Source organism: Streptomyces sp. NPDC023481 (assembly GCF_055560195.1).
Genome location: NZ_JBVHJE010000011.1, coordinates 58306 through 84786 on the forward strand (window position 1 = coordinate 58306; position 26481 = coordinate 84786).

The 26481-nt window shown below is 75.5% G+C and carries 19 protein-coding genes; 10 read left to right on the forward strand and 9 right to left on the reverse strand.

The window, feature by feature from the left end; genetic code table 11:
- The first annotated feature begins 58 nt into the window (after positions 1-58).
- Complete coding sequence (locus ACZ3ZD_RS21760; RefSeq protein ID WP_467399750.1) at positions 59-835, forward strand: LysR family substrate-binding domain-containing protein; 777 nt, start codon at positions 59-61, stop codon at positions 833-835.
- Positions 836-866: 31 nt separating this feature from the next.
- Here ACZ3ZD_RS21760 and ACZ3ZD_RS21765 read toward each other — a convergent pair whose 3' ends face one another.
- The 3 genes from ACZ3ZD_RS21765 to ACZ3ZD_RS21775 all read right to left on the reverse strand — a co-directional run bounded on the left by ACZ3ZD_RS21765 (position 867) and on the right by ACZ3ZD_RS21775 (position 3828).
- On the reverse strand, positions 867-2360 hold the full coding sequence (locus ACZ3ZD_RS21765; protein ID WP_467399752.1) for an MFS transporter: 1494 nt from the start codon (positions 2358-2360) through the stop codon (positions 867-869).
- Between the two features lie 281 nt (positions 2361-2641).
- Entirely contained in the window at positions 2642-3331 is a 690-nt protein-coding gene (locus ACZ3ZD_RS21770; protein ID WP_467399755.1) for an HAD family hydrolase, read from the reverse strand.
- Between the two features lie 20 nt (positions 3332-3351).
- Positions 3352-3828, reverse strand: a complete 477-nt coding sequence (locus tag ACZ3ZD_RS21775) for an Lrp/AsnC family transcriptional regulator (RefSeq protein ID WP_189300821.1) — start codon at positions 3826-3828, stop codon at positions 3352-3354.
- Between the two features lie 230 nt (positions 3829-4058).
- Between ACZ3ZD_RS21775 and ACZ3ZD_RS21780 the strand changes: the two genes are divergently transcribed.
- Both ACZ3ZD_RS21780 and ACZ3ZD_RS21785 read left to right on the forward strand, forming a co-directional pair.
- On the forward strand, positions 4059-5549 hold the full coding sequence (locus ACZ3ZD_RS21780) for an FUSC family protein (RefSeq protein ID WP_467399757.1): 1491 nt from the start codon (positions 4059-4061) through the stop codon (positions 5547-5549).
- A gap of 196 nt (positions 5550-5745) precedes the next feature.
- Positions 5746-6783, forward strand: a complete 1038-nt coding sequence (locus ACZ3ZD_RS21785) for a lactonase family protein (protein WP_467399760.1) — start codon at positions 5746-5748, stop codon at positions 6781-6783.
- A 136-nt stretch (positions 6784-6919) separates the two neighbouring features.
- Here ACZ3ZD_RS21785 and ACZ3ZD_RS21790 read toward each other — a convergent pair whose 3' ends face one another.
- From ACZ3ZD_RS21790 to ACZ3ZD_RS21800, 3 genes are all read right to left on the reverse strand, one after another.
- Positions 6920-7843: a sirohydrochlorin chelatase gene (locus ACZ3ZD_RS21790; RefSeq protein WP_467399762.1), complete on the reverse strand. Its 924-nt coding sequence runs from the start codon at positions 7841-7843 to the stop codon at positions 6920-6922.
- Between the two features lie 133 nt (positions 7844-7976).
- Positions 7977-8993 carry an N-acetylglucosamine kinase gene (locus ACZ3ZD_RS21795; RefSeq protein ID WP_467399763.1) on the reverse strand — a complete coding sequence of 339 codons (1017 nt, stop codon included), beginning with the start codon at positions 8991-8993 and terminating at the stop codon, positions 7977-7979.
- The gene (locus ACZ3ZD_RS21800; protein WP_467399766.1) at positions 8990-9667 is read right to left on the reverse strand and encodes a uracil-DNA glycosylase; all 678 of its coding nucleotides are present in this window, start codon (positions 9665-9667) and stop codon (positions 8990-8992) included. Before ACZ3ZD_RS21800 ends, ACZ3ZD_RS21795 begins: the two co-directional genes overlap by 4 nt.
- A gap of 215 nt (positions 9668-9882) precedes the next feature.
- Here ACZ3ZD_RS21800 and ACZ3ZD_RS21805 point away from each other — a divergent pair, with 215 nt between their 5' ends.
- On the forward strand, positions 9883-10476 hold the full coding sequence (locus tag ACZ3ZD_RS21805; protein ID WP_467399767.1) for an Rv1733c family protein: 594 nt from the start codon (positions 9883-9885) through the stop codon (positions 10474-10476).
- A 56-nt stretch (positions 10477-10532) separates the two neighbouring features.
- Here ACZ3ZD_RS21805 and ACZ3ZD_RS21810 read toward each other — a convergent pair whose 3' ends face one another.
- Positions 10533-12554, reverse strand: coding sequence for a HEAT repeat domain-containing protein (locus ACZ3ZD_RS21810; RefSeq protein ID WP_467399769.1), 2022 nt, complete (start codon positions 12552-12554; stop codon positions 10533-10535).
- 134 nt (positions 12555-12688) lie between these two features.
- Positions 12689-14380 carry an acyl-CoA dehydrogenase family protein gene (locus ACZ3ZD_RS21815; protein ID WP_467399771.1) on the reverse strand — a complete coding sequence of 564 codons (1692 nt, stop codon included), beginning with the start codon at positions 14378-14380 and terminating at the stop codon, positions 12689-12691.
- A 70-nt stretch (positions 14381-14450) separates the two neighbouring features.
- Between ACZ3ZD_RS21815 and ACZ3ZD_RS21820 the strand changes: the two genes are divergently transcribed.
- Both ACZ3ZD_RS21820 and ACZ3ZD_RS21825 read left to right on the forward strand, forming a co-directional pair.
- Entirely contained in the window at positions 14451-15239 is a 789-nt protein-coding gene (locus tag ACZ3ZD_RS21820) for a PaaX family transcriptional regulator C-terminal domain-containing protein (RefSeq protein WP_467399774.1), read from the forward strand.
- 141 nt (positions 15240-15380) lie between these two features.
- Positions 15381-16673, forward strand: coding sequence for a benzoate/H(+) symporter BenE family transporter (locus ACZ3ZD_RS21825; RefSeq protein ID WP_467399776.1), 1293 nt, complete (start codon positions 15381-15383; stop codon positions 16671-16673).
- A 39-nt stretch (positions 16674-16712) separates the two neighbouring features.
- On the opposite strand, the gene ACZ3ZD_RS21830 is transcribed toward ACZ3ZD_RS21825, so the two are convergent.
- Complete coding sequence (locus ACZ3ZD_RS21830) at positions 16713-17498, reverse strand: pectate lyase (RefSeq protein WP_467399778.1); 786 nt, start codon at positions 17496-17498, stop codon at positions 16713-16715.
- Positions 17499-17833: 335 nt separating this feature from the next.
- Between ACZ3ZD_RS21830 and ACZ3ZD_RS21835 the strand changes: the two genes are divergently transcribed.
- The 4 genes from ACZ3ZD_RS21835 (at position 17834) to ACZ3ZD_RS21850 (ending at position 26455) form a co-directional block, all read left to right on the forward strand.
- Complete coding sequence (locus ACZ3ZD_RS21835) at positions 17834-19162, forward strand: extracellular catalytic domain type 1 short-chain-length polyhydroxyalkanoate depolymerase (RefSeq protein WP_467399781.1); 1329 nt, start codon at positions 17834-17836, stop codon at positions 19160-19162.
- Between the two features lie 904 nt (positions 19163-20066).
- Positions 20067-21395, forward strand: a complete 1329-nt coding sequence (locus tag ACZ3ZD_RS21840) for an SGNH/GDSL hydrolase family protein (RefSeq protein WP_467399783.1) — start codon at positions 20067-20069, stop codon at positions 21393-21395.
- A 121-nt stretch (positions 21396-21516) separates the two neighbouring features.
- Entirely contained in the window at positions 21517-22128 is a 612-nt protein-coding gene (locus ACZ3ZD_RS21845) for a hypothetical protein (protein ID WP_467399786.1), read from the forward strand.
- Positions 22129-22138: 10 nt separating this feature from the next.
- Entirely contained in the window at positions 22139-26455 is a 4317-nt protein-coding gene (locus ACZ3ZD_RS21850) for an HAD-IC family P-type ATPase (RefSeq protein ID WP_467399788.1), read from the forward strand.
- The last annotated feature ends 26 nt before the right edge of the window (positions 26456-26481 follow it).

The following is a 26481-nucleotide window of genomic DNA, read 5'->3' on the forward strand; positions in this document are numbered from 1 at the left end:
GGGGGCCCGACCACGGCCGGTGACCGGGACCGCCGCCGCAGGCCGGTAATCTGGCCTGATGACAGGCTCGGAGGATGCACCCTCGTTCCGGCTCGCGTACGTTCCCGGGGTGACGCCCGCCAAGTGGGTGAAGACCTGGAACGAGCGCCGGCCCGACATTCCGCTCACCCTCGTCCAGGTCCCGGCCGCCCGGGCGCCCGAGGTGCTGCGCGCGGGCGAGGCGGACGCGGGTCTCGTCCGACTGCCGGTGGACCGTACGTTCTTCAGCGCGATCCCGCTGTACACGGAGACCACGGTCGTCGTCGTCCCCAAGGACCACCTGATCACGGCCGCGGACGAGGTGTCCCTGGCCGATCTCGCCGACGAGGTGCTCTTCCACCCGCTGGACGACGTCTTCGACTGGGACGCCCCGCCGGGCGAACCGGCCTTCGAGCGGCCCGCCACCACCGAGGACGCCGTCGAACTGGTGGCGGCGAATGTCGGCCTCCTGGTCGTCCCGCAGTCCCTGGCCCGCCTGTACCACCGCCGGGACCTCACCTACCGCCCGGTCACCGACGCGCCCGTGTCGAGCGTCGCCCTGTCCTGGCCGGAGGAGGCCACCACCGACCTGGTGGACGACTTCATCGGCATCGTCCGCGGACGCACGGTCAACAGCACCAGGGGCCGTACGGCGGCGAAACCTGCCGACGCCGACCGCAAGCGCTCCGACCAGGGCGGCGGCCGGCAGGCGAAGACCGGGAGCGGGTCGTCCGGAAAGCCGGCGGCCCGCACCGCACGCGCCCGCACGGGCGCGGGCAAGCCGGCCAGGCGGGGCAAGCCGCGCCGGAGGTCGTAAGCCGGCTGTACGGCCCCCGGTCACCGCCCGCTCAGACCCCGGGCTGCACGGCCTCCCCGGCACCGGTCTCACCCGTACCGCGCCCGACCGTCTCCACGGTCGGTTCGGGACGTGTCCGCCGTTCGCGTAGGTCGGCGACCGCGAGCGCGAGAGCGACCACGATGATGCCGACGGCGGAGAGCAGCCCGAGCTGCATCGCCGTGTCGGTGCGGCCGTGGTTGGCGAGGTGGGCGAAGTACACCGAGCCCACCACCGCGATCCCCGCCGCCGAGCCGACCCGCTGGCCCGTCTGGAGCACGCCTCCGGCCGCGCCCGCCCGGTGCACCGGGACACGGGTCAGGGTGAGGGTGGTGTTCGGGGACACCGTCAGACCGGAGCCGATGCCTCCGACGAGCAGCGGCAGCGCCGACGCCCAGCCCAGGTTCCGCCCGGGCACCAGCTCCACCGCCAGCATCACCCCGAGCAGCCCCAGGGCCACCCCGCCCAGACCGATCACGACCAGCTTGCGCCCGAACCGCACCACCAGCCGGCCCCCGGCCGCCGCCCCGACCGCCGAGGCCGCCGCGAACGGCAGGACCGTGAGACCGGAGGCCAGCGCGCTGTACCCGACGCCGTCCTGCAGGTACAGGGCGTAGAGGAAGAAGACCGTGGTGAAGCCCGCGAAGTAGGTGAGGCTGATCAGCGCGCCGAGCGTGAAGGACCGCAGGGAGAACAGGCCCAGGTCCACCAGTGGGGCACGCCCCCGCAGCCCCTGCCGTTTCTCCCACGCCCAGAAGCCGCCCAGCAGCGCCACGGCCACCGGCAGCAGCGCCCACTTGGCCCGGCCGGTCCACTGCTGCTCCTGCACCAGGGGCAGCATGAGCGCGACCACGCCCGAGCCGAGGAGCAGCACCCCGAACAGGTCGAACTCCTCATGCTTGCCGGCCGCCGGGTAGCGGGGAAGCAGCCGCAGTCCCGCGACGAAGGCGGCCACCCCGATGGGCAGGTTGACGAAGAACACCCAGCGCCAGCCGTCGTCGGTGCCGACGGCGTCGATCAGGAGGCCGCCCGCCAGCGGGCCCGTCGCCGTCGACACCCCGATGACCGTGCCCAGCAGGCCGAACGCCTTGGCTCGCTCGGAGCTCTGGAACATCTGCTGGATCAGCCCCGAGGTCTGCGGCGCGACCATGCCCGCCGCCGTGCCCTGGATCAGCCGGAACAGCACCAGCCAGGCGGGACCGGCCGCGAGCCCGCACGCCAGCGAGGCCACCGTGAACAGGGCGAGCCCGATCAGGAACGCCTGGCGCCGGCCGCGCATGTCGCCCAGCCGGCCCGCGGGGACCAGCGCGAGCCCGAACGTGAGGGCGTACCCGGAGACCACCCAGGACTGGGTCGCCTCCGAGGCGCCCAGCCCGCGCTCCAGCGAGGGCAGCGCCACGTTCACGATCGAGGTGTCGAGCAGCGAAATGAAGCCCGCCGCCAGACAGACCGCGAGCGCCTTCCACCGCCGCTCGTCGGGTGCGGACCGTGCCGGGACTGTAGTCATGAGGTCACGCTATGCAGTCGCGGCTCGTCGCGCACGGGGAAGCCGGCGCGCCCGGCCCGGTTCGGCGCCGCCGCGCTCGCTCCGCGGAGGACGCCTTGCGGGCCGTACGCACCACGGCGTCGCCGTCCGCAGGCGACGGCCGCCCTTCGGCCACCCAGGTGTCGACGACCTTCCCCGCCCGGTTCACCAGAGCCTCCTTGCTCCGGAAGGGTGCCCCCGCCCACACCGCGTCGGGAAAGGCGCGGGGGAGCGTCAACGGTGGGGACGAGCAGGAGAGGGGGTCAGCGGGCCGTCTCACGCAGCCACGCGTACGCCGACTCCGCCGTGAACTCGGCCTGGCCGCCGCGCAGCAGCAGGGACGCGGTGGCGAACTCCGGGGCGTCCGCCTGGGCGGGGACGTACGGCACCGCGATGCAGCGCATGCCGGCCGCGTGGGCGGCGGCCGCGCCGGGGGCCGCGTCCTCCAGGACCACGCAGTCGGCCGGACTCGCGCCGAGCCGGCGGGCCGCCTCCAGGAAGACGGCGGGAGCCGGCTTGCCGTGCGGGACCTCGTCGGCCGAGACCACCGTGCGCAGGTGGGCGGCCAGGCCGGTGCCCGTCAGGATCACCTCGATGGCGTCCGGAGAGGAACCCGAGGCCACCGCCATCGGCACGTCCGCCGCGGCCAGCAGCTCCACGAACGCCCGCATCTGCGGGTACACGCGCGTGTGCCTGCGGGCCAGGCGCAGATAGCGGCGGTCCGTCGCGGCCAGCAGCTCCGCCGCCGGAACGCGCAGGCCGTAGCGTTCCCGCCAGAGCGCCACCGTCTCCCGGGTGCTGATGCCGACGTAGCTCTCGTGGTCCGCCCAGTCGAAGCCGGGGACGCCGTGCTCGGCCAGGGTCTGCCGGCTCGCCTCGTAGTAGTTGGGCTCGCTGTCCACCAGCGTGCCGTCGAGATCGAAGATGACCGAGAGGGCGCCAAGATCGCTCATGACGTCCAGGATGCCAAGGGTCAGGCGCGGGCCGCCCTGCCGACCGACTCCACCAGGGGCAGCAGCCGGTACGGGACGCGCTCGCGCAGCGCCACCTCGGTGCGGGTGCGCACCACGCCGGGCAGGCTGATCAGCTTCTGGATCACGTCCTCCAGATGGGCGTTGTCCCGGCCCACCACCCGCGCGAGCAGATCCCCGCCCCCGGTGATCGAGAAGGCCTCCACGATCTCCGGTACGGCGGCCAGCGCGTCCCCCACGTCGTCCAGATGGCCCTGGGTCACCTCGATGTGCACGAACGCCAGCACCGGATGGCCCAGCGCGGCGGGGGAGAGGGAGGGGCCCGTGCCGGTGATCACGCCGTCCCGTTCCATCCGGTCCAGCCGGGCCTGCAGGGTGCCACGGGCGACGCCGAGGATGCGGGCGTACTCGCGCACGCTGGTGCGCGGCTGCTCCAGGAGCAGCCGCAGGATGCGGGTGTCGAGTTCGTCCACGGCCATGACTCAGGACTGTACCAATGGCTCACCGGAGGCCGGGTCCCGCGTGCCGCCCGACCTGGACCGTTGGCATTCCGGCCGGTGCGGGTGCCCGGCGGCTACCGGGCCAATGGACCAGTGATTCGGGGAAGACTTGAGCCAGTGACCCTCGTGATGCTCTCATGGGCGTGTCGATGGCGCTGCGGACCTCCGCGGCGCCTTTTCCATGCCGGTGTTCCCAGGGGAGGGCAACAGTGCTGAAGACGGTGTTCGTGGCTCCGGACCCGGGACGGACGCGGTTGCGTTTCGCCGCGCGGGCCGTCCTCGGCATCGGCCTCGCGGTCGTGGTCTGCGGACTCGCCGGGTGCTCCCTCGCCGGTGCGGTCACCGGCGGCCTCGCCGCGCTGCTCGCCCTGTTCACCGTCGCCGACCCGACCGTGCGCGGGCAGGCGGTCACCACCGCGCTGCTGCCCGTCGTGGGGCTGCCGGTGCTGGCCGTCGCGGCCGGGCTGCACGACCTGCCCGTCGCCCGGGACCTCGCCTTCCTGGCCGTCGTCGGCGCCGGCGTGTACGCCCGCCGGTGGGGCCCGCGCGGGCACAGCCTCGGCGTGTTCGCCTTCATGACCTTCTTCGTGGCCCAGTTCCTGCACGCCACGCCCGGGCGGCTGCCCGAGCTGTACGCCGCCGTCCTGCTCTCCGTGCTCACCGCGGCCGCCGTGCGGTTCGGCGGGTGGTGCTACGAACGCCGGCTGCCCCCCGCCCCCGTGCCCGCCCCGCCCGCCGCGACCGGGCTCGCCCGGGTGACCACCCGGCAGGCCGTCCAGGCGACCGCGGGCGCCGGGTTCGCGCTCGTCGTGGGGCAGCTGGTGTCGGGACAGCGCTGGTACTGGGCCGTCGGCGCCACCTGGTGGATCTTCGTCAACACCGCCTCGCGCGGGGAGACGCTGGTCCGCGGCTTCCGCCGGGTCCTCGGCACGGTGATCGGCATCGGCCTCGGCTTCCTCGTCGCCGTCCCCGTGCACGGCGCACCCGTCCCGACGGCCGTCCTCGTCGCCGCCGCCGTGTTCGGCATCTTCTACACGGCCGCCGTCTCCTACACGTGGATGATGCTCTGCGTCACCCTGCTCGCCGAGCTGCTCTACGGCCTCCTCGGCGTCCTCAGCCCCGGGCTGCTGGCGCTGCGGCTCGCCGAGACCGGGGTCGGCGCGCTCGGCGCCGCCCTCGCCGTCCTGTTCGTGCTGCCGGTCACCACGCACGCCACCACCGACGCCTGGATCCAGCGGGCTCTGCGCTGCGTGCACGCCTGCACGGCCGAGGCCGCCGCCCGGCTGGCAGGGTCCCCCACCGCCGACCCCGCGCCGCTCGTGGCCGAACTGGAGCAGTTGCTCGGCCGGGTCCGGATGTCGGTGGCCCCGCTGGTGCACCCGCTGCACCCGACGCCGGCGCGCAAGGCGCGGGCCCGCCGGGTCCTGGCCCTGCTCGACGACTGCGCCCGCGAGGTCCGGGGCCTGGCCGCGGTCGCCGCCGACCCCGAGGCCTCCCACGACGACCGCCTGACCGCCGCCTGCCGGCGGGTGGCGGCCGCCGTCGAGGCCCTCACCGCGGGCCGCACCGACACCGTGCGCCGCCCCGCGGACCCACCCACGGAGGGTGCCCTCGCCCACCTGCACGGCCTGGAACGGGCCCTGGCCGACCTCGCCGAGCCGCTGGGATCGCCGTCCGGGTCGCGCTTGGTGGGCGCCTGACTCCGCCGCTGCCCGTGGGGAACCCGACACGCTCCGGCCAACGCCTCACGGCTGCGCGGAGACGACCCGCCGACGACTGCGGCTCGTGCCGTGACCACCTCGGGGCCCACCTCACCCTTTTGGTCTAGACCGGCGCTGTGCGACTGCTACCGTCGCCCCCGGAGCGGCTTCACGGCTCGACCGAGAGGGGACAGCGGTGGCACAGGACGGCAGGGCGGGCAGGCGTCGGGCGTTCATCGGATCGTTCACGGCGGCCGGCGGGCCCGGGCTGGTGACCGCGGAGGTCGCCCCGGACACCGGCGCCCTCCGCCTCGGGCCCGCCGTGCAGGACCTGCCCGACCCCTCCTACCTGGCCCTCTCCCCGGACGGACGCACGCTGTACGCGGTCAGTGAGACCGCCGAGGGCGCCGTCGCCGCCTACCGCGTCACCGGTGACCGCCCCGAACCACTCGGCGCACCCGTGCCGGTGGACGGCAGCAGCCCCACCCACCTCGGTCTGTACGCCGGTCACGTACTGACCGCCAACTACGGCTGCGGCAGCGTCACCGCCGTCCCGCTGCGCCCGGACGGCGCCCTCGCCGGCGCGCCCTCCGGACGGCTCCGGCACACCGGCTCGGGACCGCACGACCGGCGCCAGCGCGGCCCGCACGCCCACCAGGTGCAGCCCGACCCCAGCGGCCGGTGGGCGGTCAGCGTCGATCTCGGGACGGACTCGGTGCGGGTGTGCACGCTCGTGGACGGAACCCCCGCCGTGCACCGCGAGATCGCCCTGCGCCCCGGCTCGGGACCGCGACATCTCGCTTTCCACCCCGACGGCGAGCGAGCCTACGTGGTCAACGAACTGACCCCCACCCTCACCGTCTGTCGCTGGGACGCCGACGGCGGCTCCCTGAAGCCGCTCACCGAGGTCCCCGTACTGCCCGGCGCACCCGCCGGCGACGCCTACCCCTCCGGAGTCGTCGTCTCGCCCGACGGCCGCTTCGTGTGGACCGCGACCCGCGGCGAGGACGTCCTGTCGGTCCTCGCCGTACAGGCGGACGGCCTCCGGCTACTCGGGACCGTGCCCTGCGGCGGGCACTGGCCGCGCGCACTGGCCCGGCACGACGGCTTCCTCTACGCGGCCAACGAGCGCTCCGGTGACATCACCTGGTTCGCCCTGGACGCGACCACCGGCATGCCGCGCTACGACGGCTCCGTGCGGGTCGCCGCGGCCTCCTGCGTCGTCTTCGGCTGACCGTCCCGGCTCGCTGACACTCCGGTCCGGCTGACCGTTCCGGTGGGGCCGAACACCCCGGGCAAGGCGAAGGGCCCGCTCCGGGAGGGGAGCGGGCCCCGGGTCGTACGAATGCCGTACACGGGTCGCCGGGGCGTCAGCGGACGGGCGTGCCCTGGGGCTGCGGGGCGATGCCCAGCGCCGTCGTGTACTTGGCGAGCGCCAGCTTGCCGATCGCCGGGTACGCGCCGAGCGCCTCGGAGGTGGCGCAGCCCGCTTCCTCGGCCGCCGCGGCGAGCAGCGCCGGGTCGATCTCCGGGCCGATCAGGTACGGCGCCAGGGCCAGCTGCTGCGAACCCGAGGAACGCAGCTGCTCGGCCACGGAGGCGATGGAACCCTCCTGGTCCAGGGCCGCCGCCATCACCGGCACGGCCAGGCGCGCGGCGAGCAGCATGCCGGTGATCCCGGCCGCCTGCACGGCCTCCTCACCGCCCACGGAGGCCAGGATGATGCCGTCCGCGGCGGTGGCCACGGTGAACAGCCGGGCGCGGTCGGCGCGGGCCAGGCCCGCCTCGGACAGCCGCACGTGCAGCGCCTCCGCGAGCAGCGGGTGCGGGCCGAGGACGTCGGTCAGTTCGGCGGCGACCCGGCTGTCCATCACGGACTGGCGGATCTGCCGCAGCAGCGCGCTGTCCGGACCGGCCAGCAGCGGGACGACGACGGCGACCGGGCCGTCGGGCTCCTTGGTTCCCCCGACACCGGCGGCGACCGCCTGCTCGTACCGCGCGGCGCGCTCCTCGGCGGCCCGGGCCAGCACGGAACGCAGCGTGGGGAACTCGGTGTCGTCCCCGTCCAGGTACCCGATCCGGACGTCGAGGCCGGGCAGCTCGGAGCGGGCGATGCTCACGACCTCCTCGGCGAGGCTGCGCGTGGTGGTGCTGGGCACACCGGGCACCGCGAGGACGAGCGCGGGCGCGCCCTCGGGAGCCACCAGCGGTTCCGGGCGGCGGTGCCGTCCGGGCTGGCGGGGTCGCGGCATTCGTACGGGCAGGCCGGACGCGGGTCCAGTGGGGGAGCTCATGGCGCCGCATGTTACTGGCTCACCGGCATCCGCCGTTCGGGGAGGGTGCAGGTGAGCGGTATCCGTCCGGATTTGTCTGATGAGTTACGTGCGGATGGCACATGCGGAGGGCGCGTTCCGGGCGCATGGGTGGCTACCGGGACGGAACCGCCGGTCCGGCGCCCGGCCACCCCGCGCCGTCGCCCGGGGCACGGCTCACGCACAGCATCGCCGGGTCGTCCGGCAGGGTGAGCCGCCCCGCCGCCAGGTCGGTCGCGATCCGCACCGCACCGTGCAGCGGGTCCCCCTCCGCCCGCACCCGCCGGGCATGCCGGAGCCTGCGCGCCAGCTCCTCGCGCAGGGGGACGAGAAGCGGGTCGCCCATCTTCGACAGGCCGCCGGTGAGGGCCACTTCGGGGGTGCCGTCCGCCGGGCAGACGGCGGCGGCGGAGTCGGCCATGTGCCGGGCCGCCGCGCGCAGGATGTCCGCGGCGACCGGGTCCTGCGCGGCGCACGCGGCGACCAGGGGCGCGAAGGAGGCCAGTACGGCGGCCCGGTCGGTACGCGGGTACAGCAGCCCCGGCAGCCCGCGCACCGGCCCGAACCGCTCCTCGGCGCGGGCCAGCAGCACGGCGGAGCCGCCGGCGCGGCCGTCGTGGGCGCGCAGCGCCGCCTCCAGCCCGGCCCGCCCGATCCAGGCTCCGCCGCCGCAGTCGCCCAGCAGGTGCCCCCAGCCGTCGGCCCGCCGCCAGACCGTCAGATCCGTGCCCACGGCGATCAGGCCGGTGCCCGCGGCGAGCACGGCGCCCGGACGGGGGCCGAGGGCGCCGACGTAGGCGGTGACGGCGTCGGCGGCCAGCGCCACGGCCCGCACGCCCAGCTCCCGGGCGAGCGCGCCCGGCAGTTCGGCGCGCAGGGCGTCGCCCAGGCTGGCGAACCCGGCGGCACCGACGACGGCCGTGCCCAGCTCGCCGACGCCCGCCTCGGCGGCCAGGGCACGGGCCACGGGGACGAGTTGGCCGATCAGGTGGGCGGGATCGAGGCCCCGGGCGCCCGTGCGGACCGGTTCCCGGGTCTCCCGCCGGGCCGAGGGCTCCCGCCCGGGGACGCCGACGGCGACCCGGAGGCCGGAGCCGCCGGAGTCCACGGCGAGATACCCGGCGACGGTCACGGCAGACGCCAGTCCACCGGCTGCCCGCCCTGCTGGATCAGCAGGTCGTTGGCCCGGCTGAAGGGCCGCGAGCCGAAGAACCCGCGGTCGGCGGACATGGGCGAGGGGTGCGCGGACTCCACCGAGGGCAGCCGGCCCAGCAGCGGCCGCAGATTACGGGCGTCCCGGCCCCACAGGATGGACACCAGCGGCTTGCCGCGCCCGGCGAGGGCCCGGATCGCCTGCTCGGTGACCTCCTCCCAGCCCTTGCCGCGGTGCGCCCCCGGGCTGCGGGGCGCGGTGGTGAGCGCCCGGTTGAGCAGCAGTACCCCCTGCTGCGTCCACGGCGTGAGATCCCCGGTGGACGGCAGGGGTACGCCCAGATCGCCGGTCAGCTCCCGGAAGATGTTGATCAGGCTGGGCGGCAGCGGGCGCACCTCGGGCGCCACGGAGAACGACAGGCCCACCGCGTGCCCCGGCGTCGGGTACGGGTCCTGACCCACGATCAGGACCCGTACGTCGTCGAAGGGCTGCTGGAAGGCCCGCAGGACGTTCGGGCCCGCCGGGAGGTAGGTGCGGCCCGCGGCGATCTCCGCGCGCAGGAAGTCGCCCATCTCGGCGATCCGTCCGGCGACGGGTTCCAGGGCCTTCGCCCAGCCCGGTTCGACGATTTCGTGCAAGGGTCGTGGTGCCACGGGCGTCACCCTACTGCCGTGGACCCGTCGGCGATCAACCCATGGCCCTTGCCCGGGGCCGGGCCGGGGACGAGGTGGGGCGGGTCCGTTCCGGCATGCGGCTGCGGGGAAGGGGTGTCTCGTGCGACCGTCGGGGAAACGGCTCGTCGTGAGCAACGGAGCGCTCTCGCCCGTATGGGAGGGCGGTCCGGCCGGTCGGTGCGCTCGTGAGGAGGATGCCATTGAAGGCGTTCCGTGGTCCGAAGGTGTGGCTGTGGCGCTGGCGGCGCAACCCGCTCAAGCGCCGGGCCGACGTGGTGGAGGCCTGGGTGGTGCTCGGCGCCTGTCTGCTGACCGTCCTGGCCGGGGTGCTGGCCGGCCTCGCGGCGGCCGGTTCGGTGGCGGACGGGCTCGCCCGGGAACGGGCCGACCGGCGGCCCGCGGTGGCCCGGGTCGTGGCCCCGCCGCCGGGGTCGTCACCCGCGCGCGACGGCCACGCCCCCACCGGCGAACGGGTCTGGGCCGAGGTCCGCTGGACGGTGCCCGACGGCTCCGCGCACACCGGTCGGGTACGGGTGGAGTCCGGCAGCAAGCCCGGTACGCCGGTCACCGTGTGGAGCGACCCGCAGGGGCACCTCGTCTCCCGCCCCACCACCGCCTCCGAGGCCGACTTCCGGGCGACCCTGACGGGCCTGCTGGCCGGCGTGAGCGCCGCGGTGGTCCCCCTCGTCGCCGGCCTGGCCGTACGCAGCCGCCTGGCACGCCGCCGCATGGAGGCCTGGGACACCGAGTGGTCCCGCCTGGGCCCGTTGTGGGGGCGCATGGTCTGACCGCCCCCTGAGCCGTCGGCGGCCCCGAACGGGGGGCGGGCCGACAGGTCCGCCGTCTACGCCCCCGCCGGCAGGGCTCGGCACATCCGCAGCAGTTCCTCGTCGTCCGGTATGCCCCGGTCGCCGTACGCGCCCTGGTCCGCCGTGTGGCGGCGGGTGCGGGCCAGTTCGGTGCCGGTCAGGTCGTACAGGGGCGCGGCGGCGGGGCCCATGGCGGTCAGGCAGCGGGCGATGGAGGTGCGGGTGCGCGGATCCGCCGTCCAGGCGGTCCGGAACACGGGCACGACCGGGTCCGGGTCCCCGGCGATGTGCCACAGCGCGCACGCGGCCGGTACGCGTTCGCGTGCCGGACCCGACCCGGCGAGCCGGCGCAGTTCGGGCAGCGCGGCGCGCGCGGCCGGACCCAGCCGGGCGAGCTGCCGCACGGCGCCTTGGCGGCCCTCCCGGTCCGGTCCGGCCAACTCCCGCAACAGGACCGGGAGTACGGCGGTGGTGTCCCCGTCCGCGGACCACAGCGCGCCCGCCGCGGTGACCGCGTGCCGGGTGCGGAGCAGCGTCCGCAGGAGCGGTGCCGCCTGGTCGGCCGCACCCAGCTCCGTCAGCGCCCCGATCACCTGGCCGGCGACCGCGTCCCGCGCTCCCAGCCCGTCGGGGGCACCCGAGAGCAGCCGCAGCAGCTCCGGAACGGCGTCCTTGTCCCCGACGGCCCTGACCGCCGTCAGCAGCGGTGCGGCGAACCGGGCGGCGCCGGGGGAGTCGAGCGGGACGCGGCCGAGGCGGTGGCGCAGGGCGGGGGCCAGCGCGGCCGCGGCCCGGCCCAGGTGCGCGACCTCGCGGCCCAGCCCGACGGGCGCCGCGGGGCCGGCCAGCAGCTGGGCCAGCGGCGGCACCGCGCGCGGGTCGCCGGTCCTGGCCAGCGCCTTGAGCGGGCCGCCCAGCGTGGGCGGGCAGCGTTCCCAGCGGTGCGTCCACAGGTCGGGCCGCGCGGCCACCAGCGCATGCAGATCGTCCGCCGCAGGAGCGGCCAGGCCGAACAGCCCGGCCAGGACCGAGACCGCCGCGTCCCGTAATCGGTCCTGCTCGGTGCGGAGTTGGGCGCCGAGAAGGCGCACGGGACCGTCGTACGCCCCGCGCCAGCCGCGGAACAGCGCCGCCGACATCCACACGGCGTTGCACCGGTCCACCGGGCCCGGGCTGGTCAACTGCCCCGTGAGCAGGGCGATCCGGTCGTCCACCCGGTCACCGAGGGCACTGTGCAGGGTGCGCAGCAGTACGGCGCCCTGCTCGTCGGAGGGCCGCAGCCGCCGTATCCGCCGCACCAGGGTGTCCGCGCCCGGGTGCTCCCGGCCGGGCAGGCGCTGCGCGGACCGCTGCCGCAGCAGCCGGACCGCCGCGGGGACCAGATCTGCGGGGAGCCGGCCGGGCGCGCGGAGCGCGAGCTGACCGAGCGCCGCGAGCCGCAGCCCCGGCGCGCAGGGCGGCGCGCTCTGCTCGGCCAGCAGGTCCAGCGCACCGCCCGCGTGCGCGGGGAACCGGTCCGCGAACAGACCGAGCGCCTCGATGAGGGCCAACAGGACGCAGTCGTCCCGCTCGGCCCGCAGCCACCCTCGCAGCAGCCCCAGGACCCGCGGGGGCTCCGCCAGGAAGCGCACCAGCGCCCCGGCGGCCGCCCGGCGCACCCCCGGGTCCGGGTCCCCGGCGAGCGCGGCGAAGGCCTCGGCGCCCGCGCACACCGCCTCCCGCGCCCGCCCGTCCCCCGCCGGCCCCGCCGGTCCGCCCGGGCACTCCGCGTCCTCGCCGGACTCCTCCCCGCCGATGCTGACCAGCAGTTCCACGATGCTGCCCCGGTCCGGCACCTCCTCGCGGGCCAGCATGGCGAACAGGATGGGCACGCAGGCGAGCGTCGAGTCGTACACCCTCCCCTGGTGGTGCACCGCGCTGTACATCCCGTCGAGCGCCGTCGCCCGCTCGGCGGCGTCGGCGGACGCCAGAGCCCGTAACCACCCGGGCACGTCCTCCGCGCTGCCGTGCGCGTGCCGCAGCGAGGCCCAGTCGACCTCGTCGATCCCCGTGAACACGTTGTCCTCCCCAGGCGAGTGCCACCTGATCGCGAGTGTGCACCACGGCACTGACAACGGCCCGGAGTCATCCGCTGACTGTGTGCGATCCGCCGGTGCTGACCGGCCACGGAACGCGCCACGCGCGGGGGGGATCAGTTCCGGCCGGGCAGGGCGCGCTCCAGGATGGTGTCCAGGTCGGTCCCGGAGGGCAGGGTGCCGAACGCGTGCCCCCAGTCGCCGCCCAGCCGGGTGGCGCAGAAGGCGTCCGCGACCGGGTGCGGAGCGTGCCGTACGAGCAGGGAGGCCTGGAGGGCGAGCGCCATCCGCTCGACCAGCCGGCGGGCGCCCGTCTGATCGGTTTCGGCCAATTGGTTCCTGAGCGCCGCCACGGCCGTGTCGAGCCGGGCGTCCGCCCCGCGTGCGAGGGCGAGTTCGGCGAAGAGGGCCTCGGCGGTGTCCGTCTCGCGGCCGAGGGCGCGCAGCACGTCGAGCGCGTTGACGTTCCCGGAGCCCTCCCAGATCGACAGCAGCGGGGCCTCCCGGTAGTGCCGGGGCATGCCGGAATCCTCCACGTACCCGTTGCCGCCCAGGCACTCCAGGGCCTCCGCGGTGAAGGCCGGGCCTCGCTTGGTGACCCAGTACTTGCCGACGGCGGTGGCGATGCGCCGGAAGGCCCGCTCCCCGGCGTCCCCGCGCACCGCGCGGTCGGCCGCGCCGGCCAGCCGCAGCGTGAGCGTCGTCGCCGCCTCCGACTCCAGCGCCAGATCGGCCAGGACGTTGCGCATCAGCGGCTGGTCGATCAGCCGGGCGCCGAACGCGCTGCGGTGCCGCACGTGGTGCCCCGCCTCGACCAGCGTCTTGCGCATCAGCGTCGCCGAGGACATCACACAGTCCAGCCGGGTGCAGTTGACCATCTCGATGATGGTCTTCACGCCCCGCCCCTCCGGGCCGACCAGCCAGGCCACGGTCCGGTCGAACTCCGGCTCCGAGGAGGCGTTGGACCGGTTGCCCAGTTTGTCCTTCAGCCGCTGGACGCGGAAGGTGTTGCGGCTGCCGTCCGGCAGGATCCGCGGCACGAGGAAGCACGACAGCCCGCCCGGGGCCTGTGCGAGGACCAGGAAGACGTCGGACATGGGCGCCGACGTGAACCACTTGTGCCCGCGCAGCGTGTACACGCCCGCCTCGCCGGTGGGCGTGGCCGTGGTGGTGTTCGTCCGCACGTCGGAGCCGCCCTGCTTCTCCGTCATGCCCATCCCGGCGAGCAGCCCGGGCTTCTCGGTGGGGACGCGCAGCTCCGGGTCGTACTCCCGGCTGGTGAGCAGCGGCTCGTACACCTTGGCGAGATCCGGCTGGGCGCGCAGGGCGGGGACGGCGGCGTACGTCATCGACGTGGGGCAGCCGTGGCCCGCCTCCGTGTGCCCCCACACCAGGCCGCCCGCGGTCCGGGCGACGTGCGCGCCTGGCCGGTCGTCGGCCCAGGGGGCGCCCGCCAGGCCCTCGGCCACCGCCGTCCGCATCAGGTGGTGCCAGCTGGGGTGGAACTCCACCTCGTCGACGCGATGGCCGTAGCGGTCGTGGGTACGCAGCACCGGCTCGTGCCGGTTGGCCAGCTCGCCCCACTCCTGCGCCTCCGCGCTGCCGGCGCGCGCTCCCAGGCTCCGGATGCCGTCCTCGGCCCAGCCGGCACCCTCCCGGCGCAGCCCCTCCAGCAGCGCCGGGTCGTCGGAGGCGTCGTACGGGGCTAGGGGCGGTGGCTGGTTGGTGACGTCGTGCGTGACGTCCGGCTGCGGGAACGGGGACTGGGGCTGGGGCTGCGCCTGCGGCTGCGCGGGATTCGAGACCATGACAGCATGTTGCGCTATTCCTGCGGCCGTAGCAATGATGCAACAACAGGGCGCACGTAGAGTGCGGGTCATGCGCATGAACGTCCCAGCCGAGCCCGACGCGGCCGGTCTGCGGCCGCTGTCCGCCCGGTCCGTCGTGCTGAGCATCCTCCTCGGCGTGCACCCGCCCGAGCTGCCCGTCAAGGACCTGGTCCGGCTCGTGGCGCCGTTCGGGGTCGGCGGCTCCACCCTGCGGGCCGCGCTGAGCCGGATGGTGGCCGCCGGCGACCTGCGGCGCGCGGACGGCGTCTACCGGCTGAGCGACCGGCTGCTGGCCCGGCAGCGCCGCCAGGACGAGGCCGTACGGCCCCCCGCGCGCGCGTGGGACGGCGACTGGGAGATGGTGGTGATCACGGCGACCGGCCGCGGCCCCGCCGAGCGCGCCGACCTGCGCACCCGGCTGACCGCACTGCGCCTGGCCGAACTCCGCGAGGGCGTGTGGCTGCGCCCGGCCAACCTCGACCGCCCCCTGCCCGCCGCCCTGCACCGGGTGGCCCTGACGTACACCGCGCGCCCCGACGAGTCCCCGCGAGACCTCGCCGCCCGGCTCTGGCCGTTGGCCGGCTGGGCGGCCACCGCGCGCGCCCTCCTCGACCGTGCCACCCGGGCCGACCACCCCGCCGACCGGTTCACCGCCTACGCGGCGGCCGTCCGCCACCTGCTCACCGACCCCGTCCTGCCGACGGCCCTGCTGCCCGCCGACTGGCCGGGGGAGGAACTGCGCTCCGCGTACGCCGGTTATCGCCGGGAGCTGGGCGAGACGCTGAACTCCCCCTCGGGAGCTCACGCGCAACCGCGCGCGCAACCGCGCGCGGAATGATTCCTTCGCGGATATATCGTCGGGGGACCGGACAGCACCGCCCCCGAGAACATGGTCCGCCTCTCCAACCGCCTTGGGAAGTCCGGCCGATGCCGTCGCCGACCTGGAACAGGCCCTGAAACGGGCCGCGGAGGAAGACCGTTGAGCCCCGAGTCCCCCGAGACAGACTCCACCCCGGGCGCGGCGCGCACCGCCGCGCCGCTCTCCGGTCCCCCGGACCGGGCCGGAGAGGCCGAGCCGGAGCCCGCGCCCCGGCTGCTGCGCGACGCGTCCCTGTCGGCCGTACTGGCCGGTCTCGTGGCCGTCGTCGTGTCCTACTCGGGAACCCTGGTCATCGTGCTCGCGGCGGCCTCGGCCGGCCACCTCGACACCGCGCAGACCAGTTCCTGGGTGTGGGCGATCTCCATAGGCAGCGGCCTGACCTGCATCGGGCTGAGCCTGCGCACCCGGATGCCGGTCATCACCGCCTGGTCGACGCCGGGCGCGGCACTCCTGGTCACCAGTCTCGGTGCGTACTCCTACGCCGAGGCCGTCGGTGCGTTCCTCGTCACCGGTGCCGTCCTGACGCTGATCGGGCTCACCGGGGTGTTCGGGTGGCTGATGCGCCAGGTGCCGGCGGGGGTGGTCTCGGCGATGCTGGCGGGCATCCTGTTCGGCTTCGGCACCCATGTGTTCACCTCGCTGAAGACGGCGCCGTTGATCGCCGGATCCGTGCTGGTGGCCTACCTCCTGGCCAAGCGGCTGCTGCCGCGGTACGCGGTGCTGATCGCGCTCGCCGTGGGGGTCGCCGGCAGCGCGGCCACCTCACGGCTGCACGTCCACGTCGACCGGATCGAGCTGGCACGGCCGGTGCTGACCGCGCCGGCGTTCTCCGTGGCCTCGCTCGTCGGCATCGCGGTGCCGCTGATCCTGGCCACCCTGGCCTCGCAGAACGCCCCCGGCATGGCGGTGCTCACCGCCTCCGGGTACCGGCCCGAGGACCGTCTGCTCATCGGCACCACCGGGCTGGCCTCCACCGCGCTCGCCCCCTTCGGGTCGCACGCGATCAACCTGGCCGCGATCACCGCCGCGATCTGCACCGGCCCGGAGGCCCACCCCGACCCGCGGCGGCGCTATGTGGCCGGTGTGTCGTGCGGCGCCTTCTACGTGCTCATCGGTGCCTTCGGCTCCACCCTGGTGGCCTTCTTCGCGGGGCTGCCGAAGGAACTGGTCGCGGCCGTCGCCGGTGTCGCCCTGTTCGGGGCGCTGGCCGGCGGCATCACCGGCGCGGTCAAGGAGGAGAAGGACCGTGAGGCCGCGCTGATCACGTTCCTGGCCACCGCGTCCGGCGTCACGCTGTTCGGCATCGGATCCGCCTTCTGGGGCCTGGTGTTCGGCGTCGGGGCCCATCTCGTCCTGTCCGCGCGGTGGCGGCGCCGGACGACCGGGGCGTGAGCACGGGCCGGGCCGCCGCCGCGACCCGGCCCGCCGGGCTCACTTGTAGGTGATGTCCGAGCCGGAGTACCTGCAGTACGTGCCGTCCGGGTCCGAGCCGTTCTTCGGCGGCTCCTTGCCGGTGTTGTTGCCGATGTACTTCTGGCACGGGACGATCTTCCGGCCGGAGTCGCCGACGATGGTGATGTTCCGCAGGGTCGCGCTGTCGCCGTAGTTGGTGTTGATGCCGACGAGTGCGAGGCCCTGGTAGGTCGCCTCGATGGTGTTGAGGTTGATCGTGCGCTTGTACTGCGTCTTGCAGTTGCCGCAGGAGCGGACCAGCTTGCCGAAGTTCTTGACGGCGAAGCCGGAGACGTTGAGCGTGCCGGCGCCGTTGAACTGGAAGACCTTGTCGCTGGCCTCCTTCGCCCCGCCGCCGGTCACGGTGTAGACGTTGGACGACGAGGACCCGAGGAAGGTGGCCGCGTCCTCGCCGACGTCCTCCCACCAGACGTTCTGCAGCGTGCAGCTGCCCAGGCAGTGGATGCCGTCCGCGGCGGGCGAGCCGATGACGACGTTCTTGAGGACCGCGCCGGGGGCGAGTTCAAGCAGCGGGTCCTGGTCCTCGCTCTGCCCGCCGGTGCCGAGGTCTCCGCTGCCGTACAGCCGCTTCATGCCGTAGTCCTTGGTGCCGGACACGGAGATGGTGGAGGTGACCGGCTGGCTGCCGTTGGGGGTGGGCCAGGTGGCCGCGTCCGCCGGCGCGGACGCCATGATCATGCCAAGTGTGAGTCCGAGGGTGGCCAGGCCGCCCAGCAGACCGCGCGAGGGTGCTGATGAGGTCATGTACCGAGTGCCTTCTTCCGAGTGGGGTCAGAGGGGTCTGGGTGAGCGCAGGGTCCGTTCGTCTATGTGACTTTTGGACGCCATACAGAACGTCTGTGGGGGATGGAAGGCAGGAACGGCCGACTTCCCTGCCTCTTGGTCACGATGATGAACGGACCGTAGAGTGAAAGCGCTTTCTAGTCAACGGGTCGCGCAAGGCTGATTCGGGCCGGAAGAAGTGCCGTGGGAGCGCTTCCATGGAGTGTGTGTCCATGCCACGATGCCCGGTGGTTTCCCGTACGACGCGCATCCCGCAGCACGCCCCGCACGAGCCGCGATCAGAAGGGACAGGTGACGTGCCCCCCACACCGCACCGCTCCACACCGCACCGCTCGAGGACCGCACTGCGCAAGGCACTTGTGGCGCTCCTGGGAGGGCTGCTGCCGCTCCTCGCGGCACTGACACTCGCCGCGCCCCCGGCCTCGGCCCGAACCCGGGCCGTCCCCACGGCCACCCTCACGGAGGTCACCGGCTTCGGCGCCAACCCCAGCAACCTCCAGATGTACGTCTATGTGCCGGCCGGTGTCACCGCCCACCCGGCGGTCGTCGTGGCCGTGCACTGGTGCGGGGGCTCCGCCTCCGCGATGTACTCCGGCACCGAGTGGTCCTCGCTCGCCGACCAGCACGGGTTCGTCGTCGTCTACCCGTCGGTGACTCGCCCCAGCAAGTGCTTCGACGTCTCCTCCCCGCAGGCGCTCCACCGCGGCGGCGGCAGTGACCCGGTCGGCATCCGCTCCATGGTCGACTGGGCTACCCGCACCTACGCCGCCGACACCGGCCGGGTCTTCGTCACCGGCATCTCCTCCGGAGCGATGATGACCAACGTCCTGCTCGGCGACTACCCCGACGTGTTCGCCGCGGGCGCCGCCTTCTCCGGTGTGCCCTTCGGCTGCTTCGCCACCACCGACGGCTCCGAGTGGAACAGCGCCTGCTCCGGCGGCACCGTCATCCGCACCCCGCAGCAGTGGGGCGACCTGGTGCGCGCCGCCTATCCCGGCTACACCGGTCCGCGCCCGCGGATGCAGCTGTGGCACGGCACCGCGGACGACACGCTGCGCTATCCCAACTTCGGGGAGGAGATCAAGCAGTGGACCGACGTGCACGGAGTGAGCCAGACCCCGGCCGCCACGGACACCCCGGTCTCCGGCTGGACCCGCACCCGCTACGGCGCCACCGGTGACCGGGCACCCGTCGAGGCGATCAGCCTCCAGGGCGTCGGCCACAACCTGTACAGCTGGGGGATGGGCTCCCGGGCACTGACCTTCTTCGGCCTCGACGGCGGCGGCAGCACACCGCAACCGCCCGCGGCCGCCTGCAAGGTGACGGCCACGGTCAGCGCCTGGAGCACCGGTCTGACCGCCTCCGTGACCGTCACCAACACCGGTACGACCCCGGTGAACGGCTGGAAACTCGGCTTCACCCTGCCGGCCGGCCAGACCCTCACCAACGGCTGGAACGCCGGCTTCAGCGGCAGCTCCGGCGCGGTGACGGCGACCAACGTCGCGTACAACGCCACCATCGCGCCCGGCGCGAGCACCACCATCGGCTACCAGGCGACCCACACCGGCAACAGCTCGGCACCGGACGCTTTCAGCCTGGACGGGAGAGGTTGCGCGGGGGGTTGAGGGCCGGGGTGCGCGCGGGGCCGTTCTGGCCGACTTGGTGCGCACGGGGACGTCCGCCGCCGGGCTGCGGTCCGGCGGCGGGGCATCTCGCCCTGTCCTCCGCCGCGCGCCGCCGGCCGCGCGCCTGGCATCGATCTGCGCTGCGCGCCTGCTGACCCGACTCCCGCACCGGCCTGCGTCTGCTGGCTGGGGACGCCGCGTCGACTCCGTCCGGCGTCTGCAGAGTGGGGACGCCGCATCGTTCTCCACCCGGCGCCTGCTGGCCCGGCACGCCGCACGCCGCTGGCTGGGCACGCCGCACCGATCTCCGCGCGGCGCCCGCCAGCCGGACAACTTGCATCAGTCCCCGCCCCGCCCCGCGCCCGCCGGCTGGTGCCGCGCGTCTGCCGACCGGTCATGCCGCACCAACCCAGCCGGCGCGTGCCAGTCGGCCATCCCGCACGACCCCCGACTCGCGACCGCCCGTCGCGTATCCCGCACCGATCCCACCTCTCTCCAGGCAGCCACGCACCCCACAGCGACCCGGCCCGGCGCCCGCTGGCCGGTCACACATCAGTCCCCGCTTCACCCTGCGTTCGCCGACTCCCGCCGCGCGTCTGCCGACCAGGCATCCCGCACCGCACCGCCCCGTCCCCCGCGCCCGCCACCCGCGCGCCCCGCCCCAGCCCCGCCCCGCAGCCGCCCCCGACCATGCTCAGCCCCAGGCAGCCACGCGCCCGCACACCCCGTGTAGCCCCAGGCAGCCTCGGGCCCCGCCCCACCCCATCCAGCCCCAGGCAGCCTCGGGCCCCGCCCCACCCCATCCAGCCCCAGGCAGCCGCGCGCCCCGCCCCTCCGCCATCCCGTCGAGCCCCAGACAGTCACACCCGGTGCCGCTCCCACCCCGCCCCCCGGAAAGGCCTCCGTGAAGCCACCCACCAGAAGTCCCTTCGCCGTCCTCCTCGGCACCTGCGTCCTCGTCCTCGCCCTCGTCGTGACCGCCTCCGCCCTCACAGCGCTGGTCTCCAGGACCGCGCCCGTCACCGCCGTGGCCGGGCCCGGCCGGCACTGGGTGAGTACCTGGACCGGTATGCCTCAGCTGACCGAACCCGCCAACCTGCCGCCCGCGCCGTACACCGGGGACAAGTCGGTGCTCGTGGACACCACCCTGCGGCAGACGGTGCGTGTCACCGCCGGCGGCCCGCGGATCCGGCTGCGCTTCTCCAACGCCTACGGCGACACCCCGCTGCCGCTCACCGCCGTCACCGTGGCCCTGCCCCGCGGCGGCGGGGCCGGTGTCGACGCGGTCGAGCCGGGGAGCCTGCGCCCGGTCACCTTCGCGGGCCGGGACGCCGTGACCGTCCCGGTCGGCGCGCAGATGGTCTCCGACCCGCTGGACTTCGCGCTGCGCGCCGGATCCGAGCTGACCGTGACGGCGTACACCGCGCGTGGCCAGGCCTCGCTCGCGCTCACCTCCCACCCCGGCTCGCGCACCACGTCGTACCTCGTGCGCGGCGACCACACGCGCGACCCGGACCTCCCGGGGGCGACCGCTGTCGACCACTGGTACCTGCTGAGCGATGTCGAGGTGCTGGCGCCCGCCCGCAGCCGCGCGGTGGCCGTCATCGGCGACTCGCTCACCGACGGACGCGGCTCCACCACCAACGGCAACGACCGCTGGCCCGACCGGTTCTACGACCGCCTGCACGGCCGCCCGGCCACCTCCGGCATCGCCGTCCTCAACCAGGCGGCCGGCGGCAACCGCGTCCTCGACGACGGGCTCGGCCCCAACGTGCTCGCCCGCCTCGACCGGGACGTCCTCTCCCAGAGCGCGGTGGCCTGGCTGATCGTCTTCGAGGGCGTCAACGACATCGGCACCGCCGAGGCCACCCCCGAAGCGCAGCGCGCGGTCACCGACGACCTGATCGCCGGGTACCGGCAGATCGTCGTCCGCGCCCACGCGCAGGGCATCCGGGTCTACGGCGCGACCCTCACCCCGTTCGGCGGCAGCACCCTGTACGACGACCCGGCGGGGGAGCGGGAGGCCGGCCGGCAACGCGTGAACGCCTGGATCCGCACCCGCGGCCACTTCGACGCGGTCATCGACTTCGACCGTGCGGTACGGGACCCGGCCGATCCCGGCCGACTGCTGCCCGCGCTGCACGCCGGGGACTGGCTGCACCTGAACCCCGAGGGGTACCGCGTCCTCGCCGCGGCCGTACCCGAGGGGCTGTTCCGGCACGGGGCGGGGTAGCGCCGGAGGGGTCCGTGGCGTTCCCTGGGAAGAGGCGGTGCCCCGTGAGGAAAAAAGGGTGACCAGCACGGTCACGGGCACTCGGTGGGGTACGCCGGACGAATCTCACCCGAGGAGAGTCATGGCTGAGCAGAAGTCGTCGTCGGCCCTCACGGCGCCCCTGCGCGGCGCCGCCTCGGTACTGCGCAGGGTGCCCGGCGCCACCACGGTGACCAGGGCCGCGGAGGAAACACTGGACAAGGTCGGCGCGGTCTCGCCGCGCGGCCGGCGCATGGCGGTGTACGCGGGCGCCGGGCTGCTCGGCGCCGCCGGTGTCGTGGAGTGGCCCGTGGCGCTCACCGGCGCTGCGGTGGCCTGGCTCACCCAGCCCCGGCCGGCGGAGGCCGGGGACACGGGCGCGTCCCGGCCCGAACCCGCCCACGACCTCGGCAGCGCCGCCCTCAGGTCCGGCGCCGGAGGCCACGGGCCCGGCCGGACGGCAGCCGGGGAAGGAACCGCCGGGGCCGCGGCGACACCACCCCGGGGCGGCCACGCCCCGGGCACGCACGCCTCGGGCGGCCACGCCTCCGGCCGTCACGCCTCGGGCCGTACCGGTCACCCCGGGACGGCCGGTCACCCCGGGACGGCCGGACCGCCGGAGGCGGAGGCGGCCCAGGGCACGCGGGCGTCCGCGGCCAAGCCGTCCTCCGGTCCCCTCGGACCCACCGCACGGCCCGACCGCACCACACTCTGAGGAGGCCACGGTGCTCGGTCTGCTCTCGGCGCCCTCGGCCGCCGCCCGTCTGCTTCCCGCGGCACCACGCCTGCTCGCGCGGGCGGCCGCGCCGGCGGTCGGACTGGCCGCCGGTGCCGCCGCCGGAACCGCGCGCGCCGGAGTACGCGGCGCGGACACCGCCGCGCGGGTGGCCCGGGTCGCCCGCAACGCGCTGCCCGGCGCCGGTGACCACTGGCGTTCCGGCGCGCGCGCCCACCTGGCGGTGCGGCCCCTGGAGCCGGAGCAGGCGCGGCGCGCGGGCGGTACGGCGCGCCTGGCGCGCCGGCTGGCCGAGGCGCTGGCGGAGCACCCCGAGGTGCTGGTCGCCTACTGGGACCAGGGACTCGCCCGCCTGGTGGTGACCGCGACCGAGGAGGAGGCCGCCGACCGGGTCGTGGACGACGCGGCCCGCCTCGCCGAACGGCACGGGCTGGTCCTGGCGGCCGGCGACGTGGAGGAGACCGTCCATCCGGCCGACCCGGCCGGAGTGCGGGCGGCGGCGGCCACGCTCGCCGCCGACGGCATCGGCATCGCCGTCGCCCTCACCGCGTACTCGCTGCGGTTGCCCCCCACGCCCCGCGTGCTGACCGCGGTCGTGACCCTGCTGCGGGAGAACCCGCGCTTCCGTGCCCTGCTGCGCGGCCGTCTGGGCGACGCCCGCATGGACCTCGTGCTGGCCTGCGCGAACGCCGTCGTCCACGGCGTCGGCCAGACCCCGACCTCCCTGGTGCTCGACGGCGCCCTGCGGGCTTGCCAGGTGGCCGAGACGGTGGCCCGCGCGGCCGCCTTCGAAACGGTGCACGACCGGCTGGTCGCGCCCGACCGGCTCAGCCTCGGCGTCGACCCGGACGCCCCGCCCCGCCCGCCGCTGCGCGTCTCCCCGGCCCAGGAGTACGCGGCCCACGCCTCCGCCGGCAGCCTCCTGGGCGCCGCGGCCACCCTGCTGGTCAAACACGACGGCGCCGAGGTGGCGGAGGCGGTGCTGGCCGGCTCCCCGAAGGCCGCCCGCTACGGTCCCGCCGCCTTCCACGCCGTACTCAGCGCCGCTCTCGCCCGCACCGGCGTCCTGGTCCGCGACCCGGAGCGGCTGCGCGAGCTGGAGATGGCCGGCACGGTCGTCCTGCACCCGAGCGCGCTGCGCACCGGGGACGGCGAGGCCGACGCCTGGGCCGAGCCGGTGCTGGACGCGGCCCGCCGGGCCGGGCTCCGGGTCGTCCTCGTGGACGACCCGGCGCTGGAGGACTTCACCGGCCTGGCCGACCAGGTCGTCGACGCCCGCCGGCCACTGGACGACGTCGTGTACGAGGCGCGCGGCGACGAGAGCGCCGTACTCGTGGTCGCCCGGGTGCGCGCGGCCGACGAGCACGACGTCCTGGCCGCGCTGCGGGCCGCCGATGTCGCGGTCGCGCTGACCGACCGGGACGGCGCGGTGGTGTGGGGCGCCGACATCCTCGCCCTGCACGGCCTGCCCGACGTGTGGCGGGTGCTCACCGCGATCCCGGCCGCCCGCCGGGTCGGCCACCGAGCCCAGACCCTGGCCCGCTCCGGTGCCGCGCTGTCCGGGCTGCTCGTCGCCGTCGGCGAGTCCGGCCGCGGCCGTGGCCGCTGGTCCGTACTGCCGGGGCTGCGGCACGCGCCCGTCGACGCCGGCGCCGCGACGGCGCTGCTGTCCGGGGCGGGCGCCGCGCTCCGCGTGGCAGCGGCCCGCACCCCGCAACCCCGCCCCCGGGTGCACTGGCACGACCTCGACCCCGACCAGGCCCGGGACCGGCTGGCACAAGAACCCGCCCGCGGCACCGGCGACGCGCTGACCGCCCGGATGCGCGAGGCGGCCCGGGCCGTCACACGGCACCCGGCCGCCGCGCCCGCCCGCTGGACCTACCGGCTCGGCCGCGCCGTCCGCGGCGAACTCCAGGACCCGCTCACTCCGGTCCTGGCGGTCGGGTCGGCGGCGTCGGCGATCCTCGGCTCCGTCGTGGACGCGCTGCTCGTCGTCGGCGCCCTCGACCTGAACGCCCTGGTCGGCGGCGTCCAGCGGCTGCGGGCCGAGCGCGCGCTGTCCGGACTGGTCGCGGAACAGACGCAGAAGGCCCGCCTGCTGCCACCGGAGGAGGCCCCGGCCGACGGTGCCCGCACCGTGGAGGCCCCGGCCGACGGTGCCCGCACCGTGGAGGCGGGCGAGCAGCGGCCGGGTGACGTCATCCAGCTCAAGTCGGACGATGTGGTGCCCGCCGACGCCCGGCTGCTGTGGCAGGACGGCCTGGAGGTCGACGAGTCCGCGCTGACCGGCGAGTCGCTGCCGGTGGAGAAGCAGACGGACCCCACCCCGCACGCCCCGGTCGCCGATCGGCGCTGCATGCTCTTCGAGGGCACGACCGTGGTGGCCGGCGAGGCCCGGGCCATCGTCGTGGACACCGGCGACCGCACCGAGGCCGCCCGCGCGGTCCACCTCGCCGCCCGCACGCCCCCGGCCGCCGGCGTGCAGGCCCGGCTCCAGGAACTCACCCGCAAGGCGCTGCCGCTGACCCTGGCCGGCGGTGCCGCGGTGACCGGTCTGGCGCTGCTGCGCGGCACCCCGATCCACGACGCGGTCAGCGGCGGGGTGGCGGTGGCCGTGGCGGCCGTCCCGGAGGGGCTGCCACTGGTGGCGACGGTCGCGCAGCTGGCGGCCGCCCGCCGGCTGAGCCGGGGCGGTGTCCTGGTCCGCACCCCGCGCACGCTGGAGGCGCTGGGCCGCATGGACACCATCTGCTTCGACAAGACCGGCACGCTCACCGAGAACCGGCTGCGGCTGGTGCGCACCTCCGACGCCGAGGGCACGGTCCGCGCGGTCGCCGACGACGGCTCCGCGGAGACCGTCCGGGCCGCCGCGCGGGCCTGCCCACGGCTCAACGGCGGCTCCGACCGGCCGGTGCACGCCACCGACGAGGCCGTGCTGGCCGCGGCACCGCCCGACCCGGACTGGACCCAGCTCGCCGACCTGCCGTTCGAGGCCGCGCGCGGCTACGCCGCCGCCGTCGGCCGCAGCGGCGACGGGCCGCCTGTGCTGGTGGTCAAGGGCGCCCCGGAAACGGTGCTGCCCGCCTGCGCCGGGCTGCCGGCCGGGGCCTCGCGGTCCGCGCACGCGCTGGCCGGGGGCGGCCTGCGGGTGCTGGCGGTGGCCGAACGCCGGCTGGGCCCGGACGAGCGGGAGACGGACGCCCTCGAACAACCGCTGGCCGACCTGGAGTTCACCGGTCTGCTGGCGCTGTCCGACGTACCGCGCGAGACCTCGACGGCACTGGTGAACGGCCTGAACGGCGCGGGCGTACGACCGGTCATGCTCACCGGCGACCACCCGCAGACCGCGCGGTCGATCGCCGCCGACCTGGGCTGGCCCGAGGACACCGTGGTGGTCACCGGCGACGAGCTGGCCGCGGCGGACCGCGCGACCCGCGCCCGGATGCTGCGTGACGCGGGTGTGGTGGCCCGGGTGGCGCCCGAGCAGAAACTCCAGGTCGTGGAGGCACTGCGGGACGCGGGACGGGTCGTCGGCATGGTCGGCGACGGCGCGAACGACGCCGCGGCCATCCGCGCCGCCGACATCGGCGTCGGCATCAACGCGCGGGGCTCGGCCGCCGCGCGCAACGCCGCGGACATCGTGCTGACCGACGACGACCTGACGGTGCTGATCGACGCGGTCGGCGAGGGCCGCGCGCTGTGGCACAGCGTGGCCGACGCGATCGCCATCCTGATCGGCGGCAACGCGGGCGAGGTCGGGTTCGGCATCCTCGGCACGCTGCTGTCCGGGCGGGCGCCGCTGTCCACCCGGCAGATGCTCATGGTGAACCTCTTCACCGACCTGTTCCCGTCGATGGCGGTGGCCGTGACGGAGAAGGAGGGCGAGGCGGACCTGGGTCACGTGGAGGAGGCGGCCGGGGTACTGGGCGACCCGCTGCTGCGGCAGATCCGGCACCGGGCGCTGACCACCTGCGTGGGCGCGCTCACGGCCTGGCTGATCGGGCGGTTCACGCCGGGCACCGCCCGCCGCTCCAGCACCATGGCGCTGTGCGGGGTGGTCGGCACGCAGCTCGCGCAGACCCTGCTCGACCGGCGCGACAGCCGTCTCGTGCAGGTCACCTCGCTGGGCTCCGCCGCGGCCCTCGTGGCGATGGTCCAGACCCCGGGCCTCAGCCGGGTGTTCGGCTGCACCCCGCTCGGCCCGGTCGCCTGGGCCGGCGTGGTGGCCGCGATCGCGCTCGCCCTGGCGGCTCAGCGCGGCCTGCCCCGCCTGGAACAGGCCGTCACCCGCCTCCTGCCGACGTGACCGCAGCACGCCCCCCGGCGCGGTCC